At 46.4% G+C, this 21,306-nt stretch carries 18 protein-coding genes; 1 reads left to right on the forward strand and 17 read right to left on the reverse strand.

Annotation, left to right across the window (positions count from 1 at the left end; translation table 11 throughout):
• Positions 1-55: 55 nt before the first annotated feature.
• The 15 genes from ftsA to JV36_RS0116030 all read right to left on the reverse strand — a co-directional run bounded on the left by ftsA (position 56) and on the right by JV36_RS0116030 (position 17,163).
• The gene (gene ftsA / locus JV36_RS0115960) at positions 56-1,285 is read right to left on the reverse strand and encodes a cell division protein FtsA (RefSeq protein ID WP_032097467.1); all 1,230 of its coding nucleotides are present in this window, start codon (positions 1,283-1,285) and stop codon (positions 56-58) included.
• Positions 1,286-1,292: 7 nt separating this feature from the next.
• On the reverse strand, positions 1,293-2,006 hold the full coding sequence (locus JV36_RS0115965) for a cell division protein FtsQ/DivIB (protein WP_032097585.1): 714 nt from the start codon (positions 2,004-2,006) through the stop codon (positions 1,293-1,295).
• Positions 2,007-2,067: 61 nt separating this feature from the next.
• Positions 2,068-3,060, reverse strand: coding sequence for a D-alanine--D-alanine ligase (locus tag JV36_RS0115970; RefSeq protein ID WP_032097466.1), 993 nt, complete (start codon positions 3,058-3,060; stop codon positions 2,068-2,070).
• A complete protein-coding gene (gene murC / locus JV36_RS0115975) occupies positions 3,053-4,507 on the reverse strand; it encodes a UDP-N-acetylmuramate--L-alanine ligase (protein WP_032097465.1) in 1,455 nt (484 codons plus the stop codon). The genes JV36_RS0115970 and murC overlap by 8 nt, the downstream gene beginning before the upstream one ends.
• On the reverse strand, positions 4,507-5,688 hold the full coding sequence (murG, locus tag JV36_RS0115980) for an undecaprenyldiphospho-muramoylpentapeptide beta-N-acetylglucosaminyltransferase (protein WP_032097464.1): 1,182 nt from the start codon (positions 5,686-5,688) through the stop codon (positions 4,507-4,509). The genes murC and murG overlap by 1 nt, the downstream gene beginning before the upstream one ends.
• Positions 5,681-7,060, reverse strand: a complete 1,380-nt coding sequence (gene ftsW, locus JV36_RS0115985; protein WP_032097463.1) for a cell division protein FtsW — start codon at positions 7,058-7,060, stop codon at positions 5,681-5,683. The genes murG and ftsW overlap by 8 nt, the downstream gene beginning before the upstream one ends.
• Entirely contained in the window at positions 7,057-8,457 is a 1,401-nt protein-coding gene (gene murD, locus JV36_RS0115990; RefSeq protein WP_032097462.1) for a UDP-N-acetylmuramoyl-L-alanine--D-glutamate ligase, read from the reverse strand. Before murD ends, ftsW begins: the two co-directional genes overlap by 4 nt.
• Positions 8,458-8,464: 7 nt before the next feature.
• The gene (gene mraY, locus JV36_RS0115995; RefSeq protein WP_032097461.1) at positions 8,465-9,547 is read right to left on the reverse strand and encodes a phospho-N-acetylmuramoyl-pentapeptide-transferase; all 1,083 of its coding nucleotides are present in this window, start codon (positions 9,545-9,547) and stop codon (positions 8,465-8,467) included.
• The gene (locus tag JV36_RS0116000; RefSeq protein ID WP_032097460.1) at positions 9,541-10,938 is read right to left on the reverse strand and encodes a UDP-N-acetylmuramoyl-tripeptide--D-alanyl-D-alanine ligase; all 1,398 of its coding nucleotides are present in this window, start codon (positions 10,936-10,938) and stop codon (positions 9,541-9,543) included. The genes mraY and JV36_RS0116000 overlap by 7 nt, the downstream gene beginning before the upstream one ends.
• Complete coding sequence (locus tag JV36_RS0116005; RefSeq protein WP_032097459.1) at positions 10,935-12,512, reverse strand: UDP-N-acetylmuramoyl-L-alanyl-D-glutamate--2,6-diaminopimelate ligase; 1,578 nt, start codon at positions 12,510-12,512, stop codon at positions 10,935-10,937. Before JV36_RS0116005 ends, JV36_RS0116000 begins: the two co-directional genes overlap by 4 nt.
• Entirely contained in the window at positions 12,502-14,277 is a 1,776-nt protein-coding gene (locus tag JV36_RS0116010; protein ID WP_032097458.1) for a penicillin-binding transpeptidase domain-containing protein, read from the reverse strand. Before JV36_RS0116010 ends, JV36_RS0116005 begins: the two co-directional genes overlap by 11 nt.
• Positions 14,274-14,603, reverse strand: a complete 330-nt coding sequence (gene ftsL / locus JV36_RS0116015) for a cell division protein FtsL (RefSeq protein WP_032097457.1) — start codon at positions 14,601-14,603, stop codon at positions 14,274-14,276. Before ftsL ends, JV36_RS0116010 begins: the two co-directional genes overlap by 4 nt.
• Entirely contained in the window at positions 14,600-15,556 is a 957-nt protein-coding gene (gene rsmH, locus JV36_RS0116020) for a 16S rRNA (cytosine(1402)-N(4))-methyltransferase RsmH (protein WP_032097456.1), read from the reverse strand. Before rsmH ends, ftsL begins: the two co-directional genes overlap by 4 nt.
• Complete coding sequence (gene mraZ / locus JV36_RS0116025) at positions 15,553-16,011, reverse strand: division/cell wall cluster transcriptional repressor MraZ (RefSeq protein WP_032097455.1); 459 nt, start codon at positions 16,009-16,011, stop codon at positions 15,553-15,555. The genes rsmH and mraZ overlap by 4 nt, the downstream gene beginning before the upstream one ends.
• A 390-nt stretch (positions 16,012-16,401) precedes the next feature.
• Positions 16,402-17,163, reverse strand: coding sequence for a SapC family protein (locus JV36_RS0116030; RefSeq protein WP_032097454.1), 762 nt, complete (start codon positions 17,161-17,163; stop codon positions 16,402-16,404).
• 555 nt (positions 17,164-17,718) lie between these two features.
• Here JV36_RS0116030 and JV36_RS0116040 point away from each other — a divergent pair.
• Positions 17,719-19,005 (forward strand): dipeptidase, encoded by a 1,287-nt coding sequence (locus tag JV36_RS0116040; protein ID WP_152561607.1) that lies wholly within the window; start codon positions 17,719-17,721, stop codon positions 19,003-19,005.
• Between the two features lie 338 nt (positions 19,006-19,343).
• Here JV36_RS0116040 and JV36_RS0116045 read toward each other — a convergent pair whose 3' ends face one another.
• Together JV36_RS0116045 and JV36_RS0116050 are read right to left on the reverse strand one after the other, a co-directional pair.
• Positions 19,344-20,378, reverse strand: a complete 1,035-nt coding sequence (locus JV36_RS0116045) for an alpha/beta fold hydrolase (protein ID WP_200883168.1) — start codon at positions 20,376-20,378, stop codon at positions 19,344-19,346.
• Positions 20,379-20,551: 173 nt separating this feature from the next.
• The gene (locus JV36_RS0116050) at positions 20,552-21,292 is read right to left on the reverse strand and encodes a glutathione peroxidase (RefSeq protein WP_032097451.1); all 741 of its coding nucleotides are present in this window, start codon (positions 21,290-21,292) and stop codon (positions 20,552-20,554) included.
• Positions 21,293-21,306 lie beyond the last annotated feature (14 nt).

The following is a 21,306-nucleotide window of genomic DNA, read 5'->3' on the forward strand; positions in this document are numbered from 1 at the left end:
TGACTAATAGCATCCTGCTAGTCTTAATGCCTTTACTGCAGCGCCCCCTAAAAAATTAAAATTCACCTTTGAACCAGCTTTGCACTCGATGAAACAAACTTTCGCTCGATTTCTGCGTACTGGAATTCTTATTATCAGTTTGTACTTTGCCGTATTGCAGTAAACCCACTACAGTTGCAAATCCGGCATCATCAACGTATTCGGCTAGGCCTTTCACATTGATAGGTTTGCCCACGCGAACAGGCATCTGGAAAAGTTCCTCGGCAAATTCAACAGCACCTTCCATCTTCGCGGTGCCTCCTGTAAGCACAAGGCCCGCAGCAATTTGCTCTTCCAGACCACTGGCACGAATCTCATCATGTACCAGTTCAAAAAGTTCTTGATAGCGAGGCTCAATGACCTCCGCTAATGTATGACGAGACATGACTCTGGCAGGACGTCCACCCACGCTAGGTACTTCAATGCTGTCTTCCATACTCACCATATCTTTTAATGCACACGCGTAATTGATTTTAATCTCTTCCGCATTGCTGATAGGTGTTCTAAATATTTTCGCTATGTCGCTCGTAATCTGATTGCCAGCAACAGGTATTACAGCAGTGTGACGAATTGCGCCATCAGTGTAAATAACCATATCCATGGTACCGCCACCGATATCAACCACACACACGCCTAATTCGCGCTCATCGTCAGTGAGTACTGCATAACTTGAGGCCAGTGCAGAGAAAATGAGCTGGTCTGCGTTTAGTTCGCAGCGCTCTACACATTTCACCATATTTTTAGCCATATCGTCTGCACAGGTAATGATGTGTGCATCGGCCTCCATACGCACCCCTGACATACCAATGGGGTTTTTAATCCCCTCTTGCACATCAATAGTGAATTCTTGTGGCAACACGTGAAGCAGGCGTCTTTCAGCTGCTATTGGCACACTGCGCGCCGCGTGAATAACATTGTCCACGTCTTCTTGTGTCACTTCTTGATTATTAATCGGCACCATGCCGTTTTCGTTCTGGCATTTAACATGACGTCCTGAGATAGACATAAATACCGACGAAACACGACAATCTGCCATTAATTCCATTTCATTAACAGCACGTTGTACTGATTTTACCACTAAATTCAGATCGTTAACGCCACCTTTATCCATGCCTTTCGATGCATGAGTGCCCACACCAACAATACTGATTTGATCATCATCTAGTACTTCGCCCACCACGGCCTTAACTTGGCTGGTGCCGATATCTAGTCCTACAATCAGATTGCGTTCCGCAGGTTTTGACATGGTTTTCTTAACTCTCTTTGTTTGTCGTGTTGCTGTTGTCGTTTTCATTCCAACCAACAGCTACACCAGTGTCATAGCGAAGGTCGACGTAACGTACAGCCTTCTCTTGTTGCGCTAACAGTGGATACACATCGATAAAGCGCTGTAGCCTATCGATAAAATCCTGGCGCCCTAAATTCAATCTAATGCCATTTTCTAGCTGTACCTGCCAAGCAAATCGCTCGCTGAGTGACAGTTCATCAATAGCCATATTGGTAGTGCCTATCAGTGCATGCATGCTATTAAAGCCTTCTAGCGCCGTTTTCTCACTACCACCGGGACCATACAGCCGCGGCAAATCAATCTCAACGCCTTCATCATTAAAGGTGTCGCCGTACGGATTAAGCAGTAAGTCTTCGTTCCACTTTGCAACGGCTTGCTGCTCAACCAAGTAAATCTTCAGCGTGTTCGGCCACTTTTTGCGAACCGACGCGCGGTATACCCATGACTGTGCTTCAACTAACTCGAACACGTCATTAACATCCAAAGCAAAAAAACTGCCGGGCTGCGCCTTTCTAATCAATCTCTCTAGCTTAGTGATATCGATGTGCTGGTAATCCCCAGAAAAATCGATAACTTGTACCGGCATTTGTTGTTCATCATGCAAGTATTGGTTGGCCTTCATACCGCCAAACACCACACCAGATATCACCAACAGCAAAAAGAGTAAGCCGGCCCACATTGTGCGCCTATTGTTTTTCGGCGCTTTAGCTTTTGAACCTGCGCCCGACTCTTCAGCGGCTTTAGTCATTCGCGCGGCTTTTGTCATTCGCATTGCTAGCAACGCTATCGAAGCTCGTTGATAAAATGCTTAACACCAACTCATCGAAGCTCAGCCCTGCCACTTTTGCTGCCTTTGGCACTAAGCTTTTTTCAGTCATCCCGGGCACCGTATTCGCTTCTAGCAAATAAAACTGGCGCTGGTTGTCCTGCATCACGTCTACTCTTCCCCAGCCGCTTCCTGAAATAGCGTCAAAAGCGCGAGATGCTAGTGATGCCAGCTGCTCTTCTTGCGCTTCTGATAAGCCGCTTGGGCAAAAGTATTCGGTTGTATTATCCTGATATTTCGCAGCATAGTCGTAGAACGTGTGAGGCGTAGACATACGGATTGACGGTAAAGCCTGCCCCTGAACAACAGAAACAGTAAACTCAGGGCCGTCGATATACTGCTCTAGCAATACTTGACTGTCATATTGAAAGGCATCTTGAACAGCCGTTTCTAGTTGTTCAGCGCTTGTCACCTTTGCCATGCCAATACTCGACCCTTCTTGAGCCGGTTTTACCATGACCTCATTTCCCAACTTTTCTATTATAGCGCTGCACTTACCAGCATCAAAGCGCCTTTTGTCAGCAATTTCATATTTCGCTGTAGGTAAGCCAAGACTTTGCCACACCTGCTTAGTGTGGATTTTGTCCATTGCCAGTGCAGAGCCTAAAACTCGACTGCCAGTATAGGGAATTTTGAGCAGCTGAAGTGCCCCTTGCATAGAGCCATCTTCACCGCCGCGACCGTGCAGCATAATAAGCGCGCGATCGACTTTTAAGTCAATTAAATCGGTAAGCGGGCGCTCGGCAGGGTCAAAAGCAAAGGCATCAACCCCTTGTCGTAACAGGGCGTTTAACACCGTGTTACCCGAATTAAGCGATACCTCACGCTCGGCAGAATCACCACCAAGTAACACTGCAACTTTGCCGTATTGCTCTGGTGTATGAGAAGTCACCATTGGCTTAAGCATGGTCACCTCCTTCGCTAGCAAGCTTCGCTGGCTCTAATTCACAAGCCGCTAATCGTTTTGAAATTTGACCGATATTGCCTGCGCCCTGCGTCATAACAATATCGCCGTCTTGTAATATGTTCGCCAATATTGTGGGCAACGCCTCTTTATCGCCCACATACACAGGCTCTATTTGGCCTCGTTGTCGAATAGAGCGACACAATGACTTGCTATCTGCCCCTTCAATGGGCTGCTCGCTAGCGGCATACACGTCAAGCAACAGCAGTGCATCAACACTTGATAGCACCTCAACAAAGTCTTCGTACAAATCTCGAGTTCGCGTGTAGCGGTGAGGCTGATAAACCATCACTAAGCGATTGTCTGGCCAATTGGCTCGTGCTGCTGCAATAGTCGCCTTTACTTCGGTAGGGTGATGGCCGTAGTCATCGACTAAACACACTTCACCTTTACTGGTATTAAACGTGCCTAATTGTTCGAATCGACGCCCTATACCGCCAAAGCTTGCCAGTGCGCTTACTATCGATTCATCATCAATGCCTTCATCACAGGCTACCGCTATGGCGGCGAGCGCATTGAGCACATTGTGATTACCGGTTAAGTTGAGCATTATCTCAAGGGGCTCAGCATCAGGTCGGTGTACAGTGAAATTCGCTTTACCAAAGGACAGCGTAATGTTCTTGGCGCGATAGTCGTTATGCTCCTCAAAGCCATAAGTGACAATGCTTCTGCCTATACGCGGGCGTATTTCTTGAATATTAGTATCATCGCCACACACAATGGCCTGACCGTAAAACGGCAGGTTAGACAGAAAATCCACAAAGGTATCTTTAACCTTTGAGAAGTCGCCGCCATAGGTATCCATGTGGTCGGCTTCGATATTGGTCACTACAGAGACCATAGGCTGTAGATGCAAAAATGATGCATCGCTTTCATCAGCCTCAGCAATTAGGTAACGACTTTTCCCTAAGCGGGCATTGGTGCCAGCACTATTTAACAACCCACCAATCACGAAGGTTGGGTCGTAGTGGGCCTCAGCAAAAATGGTCGAAATTAAGCTGGTCGTGGTCGTTTTACCATGAGTACCAGCAACCGCTATTCCGTGGCGAAAACGCATTAGCTCAGCAAGCATTTCAGCTCGGCGAATAATGGGAATACGGTTTTCTCTTGCGGTGATTATTTCAGGATTTTCCTCGTTAATCGCACTAGAGACGACGATCACATCCATGCCATCGACATTTTCCGCTCGATGTCCAATTTTAACGTCAGCACCTAACTCGCTTAGGCGTTTTGTCATTGGGCCCTCTTGAATATCTGAGCCCGCTATTTGATATCCTTCATTAAGAAGAACTTCTGCAATACCACCCATACCGGCGCCGCCGATACCGATAAAGAAAATATTATTAACCCGACGCATTTGCGGGCTTTCAAATGGGGTTTTAAAAACCATTAGTCCCCTACTCCTACCACTGACTTAATGTGGCTTACTACTTGGTGTGTGGCGTGGGGGCTTGCACATTTACGTGCAAGCTCGCCCATTTTCAAACAGTCCTCTGGATGCTGTATCCAGTGACGAACGGTTTGCCCTAAATTCTCTTTTAATACCGATTGCACAATCATGACGCCAGCGCTGTGCTTAACCAGCGACTGTGCATTTTTAGTTTGATGATCGTCCACCGCATGAGGCAGCGGTACAAAAATCGCCGCTCTTCCCGCCGCCGCAACTTCGCTAACGGTAAGCGCGCCCGCTCTGCATACAATAAAATCGGCCCATTCGTACGCGTCTGCCATATCGTCAATAAAATCACTCACTATTACATCTACTGTATTAGCGCCTAAATTATCGTAGGTCTGTTTTACAGACGAGGCGTTATCTTTGCCGCATTGATGGCGAATGGATAACCCTTTTAATGCGCTGCACACTTGCGGCACTACTTCGTTGAGCACTTGTGCTCCTAGACTGCCGCCAACAACCAGCATATTGAGGGATGAGGCGCTTTTCTCTAAGCTATTCTCCGGGCTTTTTTCTGAGCTATTTTCTAAAATATTGGCCGAGCTATTAACAGTTTGGGATTCGTTTTGGTAAACGCTCTGTAAGTGAGACTTACGAGAGACTTCCCAAATATCGTCTCTTACTGGGTTGCCAACAACGTGCACTTTGCTGGCCACGTTGGCAAATTGCGCTTTCGCATCCTCAAACCCAAGTAAAACGCGATGCGCCACTTTGCTCAATAGTTTGTTCGTCATTCCGGCAGCCGCATTTTGCTCGTGAATAATCACCGGAATGCCAAGAGTCTTAGCGGCTATGCCACCAGGTCCACTCGCGTAACCGCCAAAACCGACGACAATATCAGGATGTATACGCTTGATAATACGCCTTGCCGATAGCAAACTTTTCAGTAGTGCGATGCCACCTTGAATACGCGCTGACATACCTTTGCCACGTAAACCCTTTACCGGAATAAAGTGAATAGGAATATCGTGCTTTGGCACCACGCTCGCTTCCATACGCTCTGCAGTACCAAGCCAATGAATGTCCCACCCTTCTGTGCGAAGCGCGTTGGCTACTGCGAGTCCAGGGAATACATGCCCGCCAGTGCCGCCGGCCATAATAAGACAACGTTTAGTCATTATCGGCCTCCTCGGCTACCCGTGCGAGTATAGCTTTGATACCGGCCTTTCCTTCGTCTTCCGGTTTTGCTTTAGCACTAGAAGAGTTAGATGCAGCCTGTGAAGAAGTATTCGCCCCAGCGCTTTTATCTGAGCTTGGGGCATTTGAGCCTGCAGCATTTGATGTAGAAGCCTTAGTCTTTCTCTTTTCCCCGCGATTTAATGCCTGTACGCCATCTACGCGAAGCTCAAAGTCTATTCGCAATAAAATGGCAACCGCAATCGACATGATAATAAGGGAAGAGCCACCGTAGCTGACAAGCGGTAGCGTAAGCCCTTTTGTGGGTAAAATACCTGCGCTAGCGCCAATATTTACCGCCGTTTGAAAACTAAACCAAATGCCGATACTGTAAGATAGGAAACCGTCGAACGCCCGTCCTCTCTCCAATGCGTGATTGCCAATATGCAGTGCTTTAATCACCATCCACAAAATAAGACCTAACACAGCAAGAACGCCTACAAAGCCCAGCTCTTCAGCTAATATTGCCATCACGAAATCGGTATGGGCTTCAGGCAAAAACTCTAACTTCTGTAAACTATTCCCTAGCCCTTGACCAAACCAGTTACCTCTACCGTAGGCCATTAGCGATTGGGTTAGCTGATATCCAGCGCCGAAAGGGTCGGCCCACGGATCTAAGAACGATGTCACGCGCTTAAGGCGGTATTCTTCAAATACGATAAGCGCAACCACAGCCATAAGCCCAACAAACACTAAAGCGAAGAACTGCCACAACCTTGCGCCAGCTAAAAACAACAGCCCTATTGTGGTGGCAAACATCACTACAACTGTGCCTAAATCTGGCTGCAGTAGCAGTAGTAGCGCAAGTAAGAAGAACACGCCGAGGGGCTTGATAAACCCTTTTAAATTCTCGGTAACTTCTTCATAACGACGAACTAAATACCCAGCAAGGTAGGCAAAGAAAAATAACTTTGCCGGTTCGGCTGCTTGAATGGTAATGGGCCCAAGTGCTAACCACCGGGTACTGCCGTTTACGGTTCGACCAATAAGCAGTACCGCTAGCAATAAGCCTATTGCGGCAAAAAGAAGGTAAGGGTTGGTCACACGCCAAAACTGCATGGGCAGCTGCAATACAGCAATAGCCGCTAAGATGGCGCCGACGATATAAATGCCGTGGCGAATAGCAAAGTGAAAAGGATTACCGTGTAATCGGTCGGCCACGGGCATTGATGCCGAGGTAACAATAATGACGCCTATGCTCATTAGCGCTAGCGCAATCAGCACCAAGGTAGCATCGTAAGGGTACTTTGGCTGCTGCGGTTTATCATGCTTGGCTGCAAATAGCGCGCTGAGTTTGGTAGAGGTTAACATCATGCTGCTAATACCTCTTCAACGGCCTGCTTAAATACATCGCCACGGTGCATATAGTTGTTAAACATATCAATGCTAGCGCAGGCCGGAGACAGCAAAACCACATCGCCATTGCTTGCCACCTTGCACGCACTTTTCACTGCATCGTTTAAATTGCTGCTTATTACGGTGTTGGCAAAAGCAGTGGTGAACAAAGCTGCATCTTTACCGATGGCAAATACGTGTGAGACAAACTGATTCAAATAGGGAGACAGCGCATTTATATCGCCGCCTTTTGCATCTCCACCAGCAATAAGGATGAGCTTACCTTGTGTAACAGGCGCTAACCCTTCAAGGGCGGCAATGGTGGCTCCTACGTTTGTGGCTTTTGAGTCATCTATAAAGCGCACGCCATTGTTTGCGATTTCAACACAGCGGTGTGGAGCACTGGTAAAGCTGCCGATATGCGTTGCCGCTGCCTCTAGACTTATCTCTAGTGCATGGCTCTTATTTAACGCATGGCTCTTGTTCAATGCGTGGCTCTTATTTAACGCATAGCAGAGACCTAGCGATGCCATTACGTTAAGCACATTATGCGTGCCTGCAAGGTGGATGCTACTGAGGCTGCAAAGAGGTTTACCGTTAAAGGTTAGTTGCGGTTTCTCGGTAGAATCGCTAACACCAAAACCATGCAGCGCTTCCCCTAACCCATATTGCAGCTGTGAAACAGATGACGAGTGAGGTGCGACATGATGACCATCGCGCCATACGATGGCCTGCGATGCATTATCAAAAATACGATGTTTTGCAAGAGCGTAATGTTCAAACGAGCCGTGGCGGTCGAGGTGGTCGTCTGACAGGTTGAGGATCGTCGCAGCACAGAGCGACAGGCTTGATGTGGTTTCAAGCTGAAAGCTAGAAAGCTCAAGCACAATAACATCTGCATCAGAATCCAACGTATCTAAAGCAGGAAGCCCTACATTGCCAGCAGCAATCGCTTTAACGCCAAGTGAGTTAAGCAAGTGCGTAGTCAGTAAGGTCACTGTGGTCTTGCCATTTGAACCGGTAATGCCGACAACGGGTTTGGTGTTCAGTCGAGCAAAAAGCTCTATATCACCAATAACTTCAACGCCACATTGCTTCGCTAGCTTAACTTGCTCTATATCCGGCGATAAGCCAGGACTGAGTACTAGCGTATCCACATTATCGAAAAAAGCGGCTGACAAAGGTGCTGTTTCTATTTTGCCCTTCATGCTTGCTTGAATGGCTTCTGGCATTGAAGCCATTATCGATGAAGCTGTAGGTCGTGTATCGAACGCTTTTACACTAGCGCCTTGTTGAAGTAAGAAGCGCACGCAAGCCTGACCTGTTATTCCAAGGCCTCCTACTACATAGCTGTGCTCGCGTACGTTATACGTCATTATCGACTTATCTCAACTTCAGCGTTGCTAGACCTACTAGCACTAAAATAATGGATATGATCCAGAACCGAACAATAACTCTGGGTTCAGGCCAACCCTTCAATTCATAGTGATGATGGATGGGTGCCATTCTAAAAATACGTTGCCCGCGCAGTTTGTAAGAGCCCACTTGTAAGATCACCGACAGCGTCTCTATCACAAACACACCGCCCATAATGATAAGTACCAGCTCTTGCCTTACTAATACCGCTAGCACGCCAAGTGTGCCACCTAGGGCTAACGAGCCTACATCGCCCATGAATACTTGAGCTGGATAGGTGTTAAACCACAAAAAGCCAAGTCCTGCGCCCACCATAGCGGTGCAGACAATCACCAGTTCACTGGTAAGGGGGATGTGTGGAATATTAAGGTAGGCCGCGAAGTTCGCGTTCCCTGTCACATAGGCAAAAACGGCAAACGCACCGGCAACTAAAATGGTTGGCACAATGGCCAAGCCATCAAGGCCATCGGTTAAGTTGACTGCGTTACTCGTCCCCACAATAGCGAAGTAAGTAATAATGATGAAAAATATCCCTAACTGCGGGAATACTTCTTTGAAGAAGGGCACTAGTAGAGATGTTTCTGCACTTAGCGTAGCGCTACTGTAAAGATAAAACGCAACACCCAACGCAATCACTGATTGCCAAAAATACTTCCACCTGGCAATAAGACCTTTTGAGTCTTTGCGTATTACTTTTCTGTAGTCGTCAACAAAGCCAATGATGCCATAAGCCACGACCACGGTAAGCGTCACAAGCACGTATCGATTTGATAAATCAGCCCACAGCAAACCGCTTATTACAATTGCCGCGAGTATGAGTAGGCCGCCCATTGTAGGCGTTCCAGACTTCGACAAGTGACTTTGCGGGCCATCGTCGCGCACCGTTTGGCCTATTTGCATGTTTTGCAAATAGCGAATCATTTTAGGACCGATAAGAATAGCAATCAGAAGCGCAGTTAACGTACTTAAAATAGCCCGTAACGTGAGGTACGAAAATACGTTAAACCCTGAATCGAATTGAGTTAGCCAATCGGCCAGCCACATTAACATTTACTTTGCTCCTCATTACTATCGCACTGTCCGAATGAAGAGGCTTCAATAGCCTTAACGACTCGCTCCATTTTTGAACTACGGGATCCTTTTACCAAAATTGAAATATCTTGGTGTGCTGTCACTACGTCGTCTTGTAGCGAGGCGAGTAAACTGTCAAGGTTGTCGAAGTGACGCCCCCCGAATGATTCACTCGCTAAATGACTTAGGGCACCCATGGTGTAAAGGTAATTTATACCCTGCTGCTTTGCATACTCGCCGACGTGCTGATGGTAATAATCTGACTCATCACCAAGCTCCGCCATATCCCCTAAAATGAATACCTTAGCGCCAGAAAATTCGCCCAAGGTGTTAATAGCGGCTTTCACCGAGGCAACATTGGCGTTGTAAGTATCATCAAGCACTCTTAGCTGCTTGTTAAGCCGCTTTACGTTAAGTCGGCCATCTACTTGATTCATTGCACTTAGCCCTGCGCTTACATCAGCAAGGGTAGCTCCAACATTCAGCGTAAGAGCTGCTGCAAGTAGTGCATTGCCTACGTTGTGAATGCCGGGAATAGTTAGCGCAATAGCTATGTGACCCTTTGGTGTATTAAGCGTAAAAGACGCACAGCCGCTGTCTTTTATTTCAATATCTGTGGCAGTGAAGTCTGCTGCGTTTTTTTGATCAGGTGAAAACGTCAGGGTTTGCTTACCGCTCACTTTGTCCAACCAAAAATCACCAAATTCACTGTCAATGTTCACTATGGCAACGCCATTGTTGCCTAAGCCATCGAATATTTCGCTTTTTGCTCGTGCCACACCATCTACGCTACCAAATCCCTCAAGGTGTGATGCAGCGGCATTAACAATGGTGGCGACATCAGGCTTTACTAGTTCAGTGGTATAGGCAATTTCACCTTTGTGGTTTGCACCAAGCTCCATGACTGCAAAGTCATGATGAGGTTCAAGGCGAAGTAAGGTAAGCGGGACGCCAATATCATTGTTGAAATTGCCCTTTGTGGCCAACACACTTCCGCAACCTTGCAATATGGATGCGCACATTTCTTTTACTGTGGTTTTGCCACTGCTGCCTGTTATGGCGATAGTTTTTGGAGCCACAGAAGCTTTTACTGCCGCCCCTAATAACCCTAAGGCTACTTTTGTGTCTGAAACCTGAATAACGGGTAAGGATGTCGTAATATCTTCGCTAGCGATTATCGCTTTTGCACCTGCACGTTGTGCTTGGTTAACAAAGTCGTGGCCATTAAAATTAGGGCCCTTAAGCGCAAGATAGATAGCCCCTTCGCTAATTATCCGGGTGTCTGTGCTAACGTTTGAAACGTCGCAATCATTTCCTATTAATGTACCGTTTATTTTCTCGGCTACCCAAGACAGCGTTGTAATTATCATTTGCTGTATTCCTGTTGTAGTCGCGCCACTACTGCACGTTCATCGTAATTTGTTTTCGTATCACCAATAATTTGGTAATTTTCGTGGCCTTTACCCGCCACGATGATAATGTCGCCCGCTGCGCTGTGCGCTAAACAGTAACGAATTGCCTTCTCTCTATCGGGGATTGACACCGCAATGTCTGGGTTGTGCACCCCTTCAACAATGTCTTTTGCAATGTCCTCAGGTGCTTCACTTCGACTGTTGTCGGTAGTAATCACTATGCTGTCTGCACCCGTTTCTGCCGCGCGCCCCATCAAAGGACGCTTTCCTTTGTCTCTGTCTCCACCGCAGCCAAATACGCACCACACATTTCCTTGTGTATGCGCCTTAGCGCTGGCAAGCACTTTTTCAAGGGCATCAGGAGTGTGAGCGTAATCCACAACCACATTGGCGTGAGCTTGAAAGGGAAATACTTCCATACGCCCTTCAACGGGTGTAATGGCGTTGACGGCGCTGACCACCTCATTAAAACGCTCTCCCTGCTGCAATAAAGTCGCAATGGCACTAAGCACATTGGCAACATTAAATGCACCAAATAGCGGAAGCGCTATCGCGGCATTCCCCCAAGAGCTTTGAATGTCAAAACGACAGCCGGCTTCGTGGTACTCGGCATTTAGCGCAAAACAATATTTGCTAGCGGGGCTCTTTGCACTCGTAGTTAAAGCGGAGCCTTGGTTTTCATACGTACTGACTGAAACTTCGTTACTAGTTACACCAGTCCACACACGAGTAATGTGTTGTTCTGCCGCATGGTCCCAACGATTACTTTCTTCATCGTTTGCATTTAATACAATTGCCGCAAGCCCCGGTTGTTCTAGCAACAAACGTTTAGCCTTTGCGTACTCTTCCATAGAGCCATGATAATCAAGATGATCCCGGGTTAAGTTGGTCAACACCGCAATATCGGTTTTAACATGACTCAGACGCCCCTGAACCAGAGCATGAGAACTCGCCTCAAACGCAACGTGCTTCACATCGCTTTGCACAAACTCTGCCAACAAGTACTGCATGCGAATGGCATCGGGCGTGGTATTTGCCGCCGACGTCGTCTGCCACTGAGTATCAGCACCTTCAAACACACTGCTACCTAAGGTTCCAATACTGGCACTGCGTGTACCTAGCGCGTCTTTAAGTTGCGTAAGCAATTGAACTGTCGATGTTTTTCCGTTCGTACCCGTTACCGCAACCGATGTCATTTTTTGTGCAGGATAATCGTAAAATGCGCCTGCTAATGTGGATAGCAAATTGGGCAACTGATAAAGCGAAATGATAACGCTATGGTCGCGCATCTCCATAGCGCCATGGTCATCACTGTCGTCAGTTTGCGCCAGAATCACTCGGGCACCTAAGCTGATGGCTTGGGGAATAAATTCACGACCGTCCCTTTCATGACCTTTTATGGCAACAAACGCTGAGCGCGTGCTAACTTCACGGCTATCAAGGGTGAGTCCTTCTACGCGGATATCAGGGGCATCTACGCCAAACTTTGCTAGTAAGGCCCGAACGCTTTGAGTGAAGGCGCTAGCTACCACTTTCACCTCCCTTCAAAAATCGACTGAACGTAACCTGCTTGTCATCGGGGGTAATATTTAATATGTGAAGTGCCCCACCCATAATGGATGAAAATACAGGGGCAGCGGTGTCGCCTGCGTGGTACAAATCGCCACCAGGCTCATTAATAAGCACAACTGTGACTAATCGCGGATCGGAAACAGGGGCTATGCCTGCAAAAATATTCACATACTCTTCGCCATAACCACCCGCTACTGCTTTTCGACTTGTGCCCGTTTTGCCCGCAACACGGTAGCCAGGTACAGCGGCCTTAGTTGCTGTACCGCCACGCTGGGTAACGCTCTCCATCATTTGAACAATGGCTTTTGCATTTTCTTCGCTAATCACGCGCTCGGCCTGCCCTTGCCATGCAGGCTGCTCTGGCGACTTCACCATATTAAGTGGCATTTTAATTCCACCATTGGCGATAGTAGCGTAAAGCCGTGCTAACTGAGCAGTGGTTACCGAAATACCGTAGCCAAAAGACAGCGTGGCTAATTCAAATTTAGACCATCGGCTTCTTTCGTGGAAAATACCGCTGCTTTCCCCAGACATATTAAGCCCAGTGTCGCTCATTAAGCCAAGGTTGTAGTAGGTGTCTAATAAGAAGTTTTTAGGCACAGAAAGCCCTAATTTAGACGTTCCCATGTTGCTTGAGTGTTGAATAATTTCTTCAAGCGATAGTTCACCGTAATTGCGAGAGTCTTTGACTAAACTGCCGCCAAGTCGCATCCAACCAGGACTAGTATCAATAGTATCGTTAGGTTCTACTTCGCCAAACTCAAGTGCCGTAAGCACCGCTAATGGTTTTAATGCAGAGCCTGGCTCAAAGGCATCAGTAATTACGCGGTTACGCATTCTGTGCGGCGCAATATCACTTCTGTCATTAGGATTAAATGACGGTGCGTTTACCATGGCCAATACATCGCCCGTTTTTACGTCAACCACCATGGCTGATGCAGAGCTGGACTGATAATAAATCATGGCTTCTTTAATTTCTTTATATGCTAGAGCCTGGATACGCTGGTCTATAGCAAGCTGAAGATTACCGGCTTTTTCGCCTGCTTTGGTCTCAAGAATTTCTACCTGCCGTCCTTTTGCATCGCGACGGATTTTTCGAGAGCCAGGCGTGCCCGTTAGCCACTCATCGAACATGTGTTCAAGACCTTCAACACCCGTATCATCAACATCGGTGATGCCAATAAGCTGTGCTGATACTTCACCGGTTGGGTAATAACGGCGACTTTCTCTTCTGAGATAAATACCGGGAATATCAAGTTTGTCCACGTATTCGGCCATAGCTGGCGATACCTGGCGCTGCAGATACACAAATCGACGTTTAGGGTTTGCTACCTTCTCTTTCAGCTCAATTACGTCCTGACGTAAAACGTCTGCCAGTGCATCCCAGCGGCGCACTTCATCAAAACCGTTGTTTTCATGGATTACTTTTGGATCGGCATAAATCGCTCTTACCGGTACGCTGACCGCTAATTCAACGCCGTTCCTGTCAGTAATAATACCGCGGTAGGTGGGCATATTGCGTGTACGCAGTGTGCGGCTGTCACCCTGTTGAATAAGCTCATCGGGCTCTATCACTTGAATAAACGCGGCGCGGGCTGCAAGTACCCCAAACACAGAGGTAATAACCACAAGCACAACGAGGAATCGCCAGTGCATGAAACTTGGCGTTACGTTTTGTTTTGCGCCTGTCTTCTTGCGCGACCGAGTAGTCGATACCGTGCTCATTTAAGTCTGACCACCACTTCATCATCGGCAGTAGGACGATACATACCAAGCTGCTTTTCAACTAAGGTTTCGATGCGGTTGTGCTCGGTTAAAGCGCGTTGCTCAAGCACGAGATTTCGCCACTCAACGTCAAGCTCGTCTTTCTCCTGCATTAAGTCCTCTAATGCAATAACTTGCTGTCTATTGTGGTGACTACTCAAAATCACGGCCATAGCACTTGTAATAACCATCAAATACAACAAAACCCGCAACTTGTTGCGGGTCAAATCTGAGACGATAATCAGTATTAAGTTAAAATTAGTACTGGCTTTATTCGGCGTTGTCATAGCTTTTCGGCCACCCGCAATACTGAGCTACGAGAGCGCACGTTATTTATGACTTCTTGCTCAGATGGCTTGATAGCTCGACTAAGCGCTTTTAGCACTTTGTCGGCATCAATTTCGGCTTGAGTAATGGGCATGTTGTGAGGAACCGACTTCCCTTTACTCTGATCTTTAATAAACCGTTTAACCAATCTGTCTTCTAACGAGTGAAAAGAGATAACCGCTAATCGACCTTCTTTCGCCAACACCTGAGTGGCTGCTTTTAACCCAACACGAAGCTGCTCAAGCTCAGCGTTGATATAAATTCGAATGCCCTGGAAAGCTCTTGTGGCCGGGTGCTTATATTTATCTTTCACCGGCACGGCTTCATCGATAATTTTTGCTAATTGGGCTGTACGAGTAATAGGCGTTTCCTTGCGAGTATTCACAATCGCATGGGCTATTCGCTTGCCGAACTTCTCTTCACCGAACTCTTTTATAACTTGCGTGATATCTTGCTCTTCTGCGTGCGCCAACCAATCAGCAGCGCTTTGGCCTTTAGAGGTATCCATACGCATATCAAGAGGGCCATCGCGAAGAAAGCTGAAACCCCGTTCAGCATCGTCAAGCTGAGGTGATGACACACCTAAGTCCATTAATACGCCATCAATTTTCCCCGTCAAACCTAGGGCTTCTATTTCTTCGGCCATATTGCCGAAGGGCGCGTGGATAATACTGAAGCGTTCGTCCTCGGCAAAGCGTTCAGCTGCCTTGATAGCTTGTGGGTCGCGATCAAACGCAATAAGTCTCCCGCCACTACCTAACGCCGCCAAAATGTGCGCAGAATGGCCTCCACGTCCAAAGGTCGCGTCAATATAAATGCCATCTGGCTTAATAGATAACGCCTCGATACATTCATCAAGCAATACGGAAATATGTTTAAATTCGCCTGTTGATGACGTGTTTTGCGATGTCATAAAGAGAAATCCTGTAGCCGTTCGGTAAGTTCAAATTCGCCTTTGCGTTCGGTGTCTATATCAACCTCAATTTGTTGAGCCCAAACATCGGCATCCCAAATTTCAAATTTGTTTAACTGACCAACTAACATGACTTCTTTGGATAGCTTTGCGTGAGCACGCAAAGGTGTAGGTATAAGAATTCGACCGCTTTTATCCATTTCCCCCTCTGAAGCATGGCCTAATAGCAAGCGCTGCATTCTGCGCTCGGCTGGAACCATACTAGAGAGCTTAATGAGTTTGAGCTCGATTTCTTCCCATTCGGGAAGTGGGTAAAGTAGCAAACAGCTTTGCTGTGTATCGACAGTGCAGACAAGTTGTCCCTCACAATCATCCAGCAGCGACTGACGATACCGCGTAGGTATAGCTAGTCTGCCTTTTGTATCCAGATTAATTGCGTTAGCGCCGCGGAACATTCCCCTAGCCTTTTGTTATTTGCTTTTATTTTTCTTACTTTTTGAGTACTAATCTGCAAAGTGATGATGATTTGATCCACATTTCGCCACATTTACCCACTAGGTGACAGTTTAGGTATCATTGATCCCCACTGTCAAGTATAAAAACAACGCCAAGCCCGCGTATTTACTGGCTTTAGACTGTGTGTATATACAGTACTTAGAGGAAGTGTATGATTAGGCATGTAAAAAAGAGAAAAATAATGGGAAAAGAAATTAAGCCTAGAAAAATTAATCGATGAACTGCAGTAAATAGTGTGGCTAACGGGTTAATTTGCGTGAGATACAAAAAGCCCCGCAAAAAGCGGGGCTTTGAAATACGCTAGGCCGTATAGACTACGGTTAAATCTATTATTCGCTTGCTTGTTGCTCTTCAGGCTGAACGGCTGAAAGCTGCATGTTGCGAATTGGGTTTTCTGTCTCGTTAGAAAGCTCAACCAAACGGTTTAATTGACCCACTGACATCATTACCGCGTAGATTGCACCTAAGAAGCCCGCTTTATGTAGCTCAAGTACTTGCTCTTCAGGAAGCTCAAGTAACTTTTTCTCATTGATGCTCATCATGCCAGTTACATTGCGTTGTTTACCGTCTTGGTAAGTTAGGCGAATTTGGATTTGATCAAGAAGGTCTAGCTCAACCACTTTAGCAACAAAACGCTGTGTTAGCATTTCGCTGTTAGCAAGGTCTGCTAAGAACTTCTGACGACCGTCTAGGAACTCGCTTGGCTCGCCAGCATCAGTGAACAGTGCTTGACCTTCACCCGTTGACACTAGGTCGCTGTTCTCATCGATGTATACACCTAATTTGTCGCCGTCAGGACGAACGTCAAACGGATAACGAAGAATGTTCATTGGAACATGAGGGCCTTTCCACGTGTCGCCAGTTAAAAACAAGTTTTGACCTTGTTCCATACCTAGCATAGTGACTACGTGGTGACGCTTTGATGTTGGATCTTCGATGAACACTAGAGGCATAGTTGCCGCAAGTTGTGCAAACTCACGAATTGTTGCCGCAGCAAGGTGAGTATTTTTTGCGAAGCTGAAAGATGAATTTACCGCAACCTTCAGGTCTTTATGCTTTTCTTTATCTAGCGGTACAAAATTAATAGCCATATTTATTTCTCATACTTGTTAACGGTGGCCCCTGCTTTTGTTTTGATAAGTGCGGAGCCACAAAAAATGTAGTTTTGCCGTTCAGGTGATATGTCGTCATCACCCATCGGACGAGCGCTAGGGCGTGTTGACCTCTGATGTACAGCAAAGGTCAACACGCCCAGGGATTCTCCCGAAAATAGCGCCATAAAATAGCGCCATGAAGTATCCCGTATTCGCGCAATGAAGTCACGCAGGCCTCACAATAACAAGTTTTAAATTTTTATTGCAATGTAAACTTGAGGTAAATACGCCCGACCGCTTTAAAAATGAGCAATTGAGGTAAAAACCTAGCTCAATAGGCCTAATAGTCGAAAGGAAGGTAGTAAATAGGCTCTAATAACCCGTTTAGAAAATGCGATAATAAACGATAGAAAAGCAGTCGTTGTAGCCCACCAAAATATGCATTAGGCTCATAGTATCGACTAAGCTCTGGTTTAAAAGCTCTAACACAAGGGCTTTTATCTACACCTAATGACCCACGAGTAATGAAAATAACAAATAAGGAATAAAATAATGAAGGGGCGTCTACCAACAACACACTTTTTAAAAAGTAAGTGTGCACTGGCTATCACCACATTTTTTACCGCCAGCGTATTGTCTGCTGGCGCATTCGCTTTTGTACCATTGTCTCAAGGCCAGGCACAGGACAATGGCCCTGCGGCTTCTAAATCATACAGTGCTTCAGATAAAGCGGTGAGCATTGCCAAGGAAACCATTATTGTCGATGGCCATATTGATGTTCCCTATCGGGTTAAAAATCAGTGGGTTGATGTGACTAAAGCCACCGACGATGGTGACTTTGACTACCCTCGGGCGGTAAAAGGAGGATTAAACGCTCCCTTTATGAGTATTTATGTTCCAGCCAGTTTGGATAACTCGCCCGAATCAACCCAACTGGCACATCTGCTTATCGATTCTGTAGAGGCCATTGTGGCGAGAGCGCCCGATAAGTTTGCCATTGCCAAAAGCCCAAGCGACGTAAAAGCACATTTTAAAAAAGGCATTATTTCACTTCCGCTTGGAATGGAAAATGGCTCACCTATTCAGGGTAACTTAGATAACCTGAAAGACTTTCACGAGCGCGGCATTCGCTATATAACCCTTGCACATAGCCAGTCTAATCATATTTCAGATTCATCCTATGACCTGCGTCGACAGTGGAAAGGATTAAGCCCGTTTGGAAAGCAGTTGGTTAGCGAAATGAACAACATTGGCATTATGCTGGATATTTCTCATGTGTCTGATGATGCCTTCTATCAGGTGATTGAACTTACTCACGTTCCTGTCATTGCATCACACTCTTCGCTGCGCCGTTTTACCCCAGGGTTTGAGCGCAACATGAACGATGACATGATTAAAAAGCTGGGCGACAATGGTGGCGTGATCATGATTAACTTTGGCTCAAGCTTTGTTTCTAAAGAAGCGGGTCAATGGCGCACTGGACTCACTAATGCGCGAAAAGCGCTGATAAAAGCTGAAGGCGAAGACAGTCCTAAGCTCGAAGATTTTGAAGCACAGTATCGCAAAGAAGTGCCTTATCCATACTCTACCCTTGACGAAGTGTTGGATCATATTGATCACGTGGTTAAGTTAATTGGCGTTGACCACGTAGGGATTGGCTCAGACTATGACGGCGTTGGCGACTCATTACCAATAGGCCTTAAGGATGTTGCGAGCTTTCCAAACTTAGTGCAAGGCTTGTTAGACAGAGACTACAGCCGAGCCGATATTGAGAAGATATTAAGTGGCAATTTACTACGTGTGTGGCAACAAGTAGAAGACTACGCAGAAACACACTAAAACACGTTTATCAAAACGGCTGTAACTGTTGCTCACCGAGTCTTATGTAATCTAAAATATTGAAAAAAAGGGGCGTTTTTTATAAAGAAAACGCCCCTTTTTTTGTCTTTTGCTTGCTGTTTATTGCTACTGTCTATTGTTGCTATCTATTGTTACTGTTTAGTGAATCATAGTGTCGTCAGCTCGCAATCCACTCCTCAGTTTAAAACTACTTCGTTACTTATGCTTCACTGGCTTATGCCTCACTGACGGGTACCACTGACGTTTAACCTAACGGTTAAACCAAGTATCTTTTACTTAAACCTGCCTCGCTTAAACCTGCCTTGCTTAAACCTGCCTTACTTAAAGTTAGCGAGGTAATCAACTAACATCAGTTTCATGGTAGGGAACAATGGGTTTGCTTTTGGAATAGCACATTCTTCCTGTTGATTGACCATATTTGCATTAAAGTCCATTTTGGCAAGCAGCGCAGCGTTAACGACTAAGTCGGCATGGCAAAGCTTGTAAGATTCATCAATCACGAAAAAGGTGTTGATACCTTTACTTTGCGCTATCAGGTTTTCAACCCCGTAAATAGGCGTTGTTGAATCCGCCTGAGAGTGGGCAGCAAATACAGGAATGTCTATGTGCTTCTGTCCGCCAGAGCTGCTTTTATCAGAACTGTTCTCATCAAAGCTATCTTCAGCGTCGTTGGAAGCATCCATCACGTCGCGAATATCATTAATGATATCCATTAGTTCCAAACCAGCAAAACCAGCCACATTAGGATACTTATAAGGGTTGGGACCATGAGTTTCATAAGTGCCATCAACAATTTTGGCAAGCAGTTTTATGCCCCAAATTCGAGACATGCCTTCTGCGTTATCAGACAACGCTAACGCCCCCGAAAACAGCATGAGTCCATCAATATTGTTTTCTTTGGTAAGGTAGTTATCAACGGCTAACGCCCCACCTGTGGAAAATCCGCCGACTACGAGGGTGTCTCCCATGGTGCCCGCTAATGAAATGACATCGTCCACATGGGCTTGCCAGCGCTCTGCAAGGCTCCAATCCGACATATCGTCATCGGCTTCTCGTAAGCCGTGCCCCGGTAGCAGCGGCACTACAACTGAAAAGCCTTCATCAAACAATACCTGTGCTATTGCACGCATGAAAAAGGGAGAGTCGCTTAAACCATGTACGAGCACTGCAACCTTGTCGCTATTTTTGTTATGCAAAATAAAAGGCGCATTTCCTTCATTTCGCAAAACATTGCTGCAAACGCCAAACTTATTTAACGCCGTCTCGCGGCACGTTTGTGTCTGTCCCCACTCGTTCTCGTAAAATCCTTTAAACCGCTCATTGGCTTCATTAGCCACAGTTAACATCGACATCAACGACAATATGAGTGCAGAAAGTAGTTTAAAACCTAATTTTGACGACACCTTAAATCTCCACGGAAAAACTCAAAAAAAAGCGGTTAATAAATGACAATAAAAAAGCGGGGCCATGGTATCACGGCCCCGCTAATTGTTGTTCACATTAGCTTTAGCTTACAACAACCTCTTTAGCTGAAGTAGGCTTCTAAGTCATCAGAACCACCAATGTGCTTACCACCGATAAACACTTGAGGTACTGTTTCTCTTCCGCTAATGGCTGAAAGGCTGGTTAACGTAGCATCTTTCCCTAGCACTAGCTCTTCGTACTCGTACCCTTTTTCTGTAAGAAGTGCTTTAGCTTTCGCACAGAAAGGGCAGCCTGGCTTGGTGATTAGTGCAACCGGTGCATTGGCGACTTCTTCAGGTGCAATATAGGACAACATAGTATCAGCATCTGATACTTCAAATGGGTCGCCTGGCACATCTGGCTCGATAAACATTTTATCTACCACACCGTCTTTCACTAGCATAGAATAGCGCCAGCTGCGTTTACCAAAACCTAAGTCTGCTTTGTCCACTAGCATGCCCATTCCATCGGTAAACTCACCGTTTCCATCTGGTATCACGGTAATGTTTTCTGCCTCTTGGTCGGCAGACCACGCATTCATTACAAAGGTGTCATTCACTGACATGCACACAATGTCGTCGATACCGTGCTTGGCGAATTTTTTCGCAAGGGCGTTAAAACGAGGTAGGTGTGTAGATGAGCACGTTGGCGTGAAAGCCCCCGGTAAAGAAAACACTACAACGTTCTTTTTAGCAAAAATGTCTTCCGTCGTTTTCGCTACCCACGACTCACCTTCTCTACACTGAAACGTTACGCTTGGTACTTTTTGGCCTTCTTTGGATGTGAAACGACTCTCTGACATATTTCTCTCACTGT

The organism is Alteromonas sp. LOR (assembly GCF_000753865.1).
GTDB lineage: Bacteria > Pseudomonadota > Gammaproteobacteria > Enterobacterales > Alteromonadaceae > Alteromonas.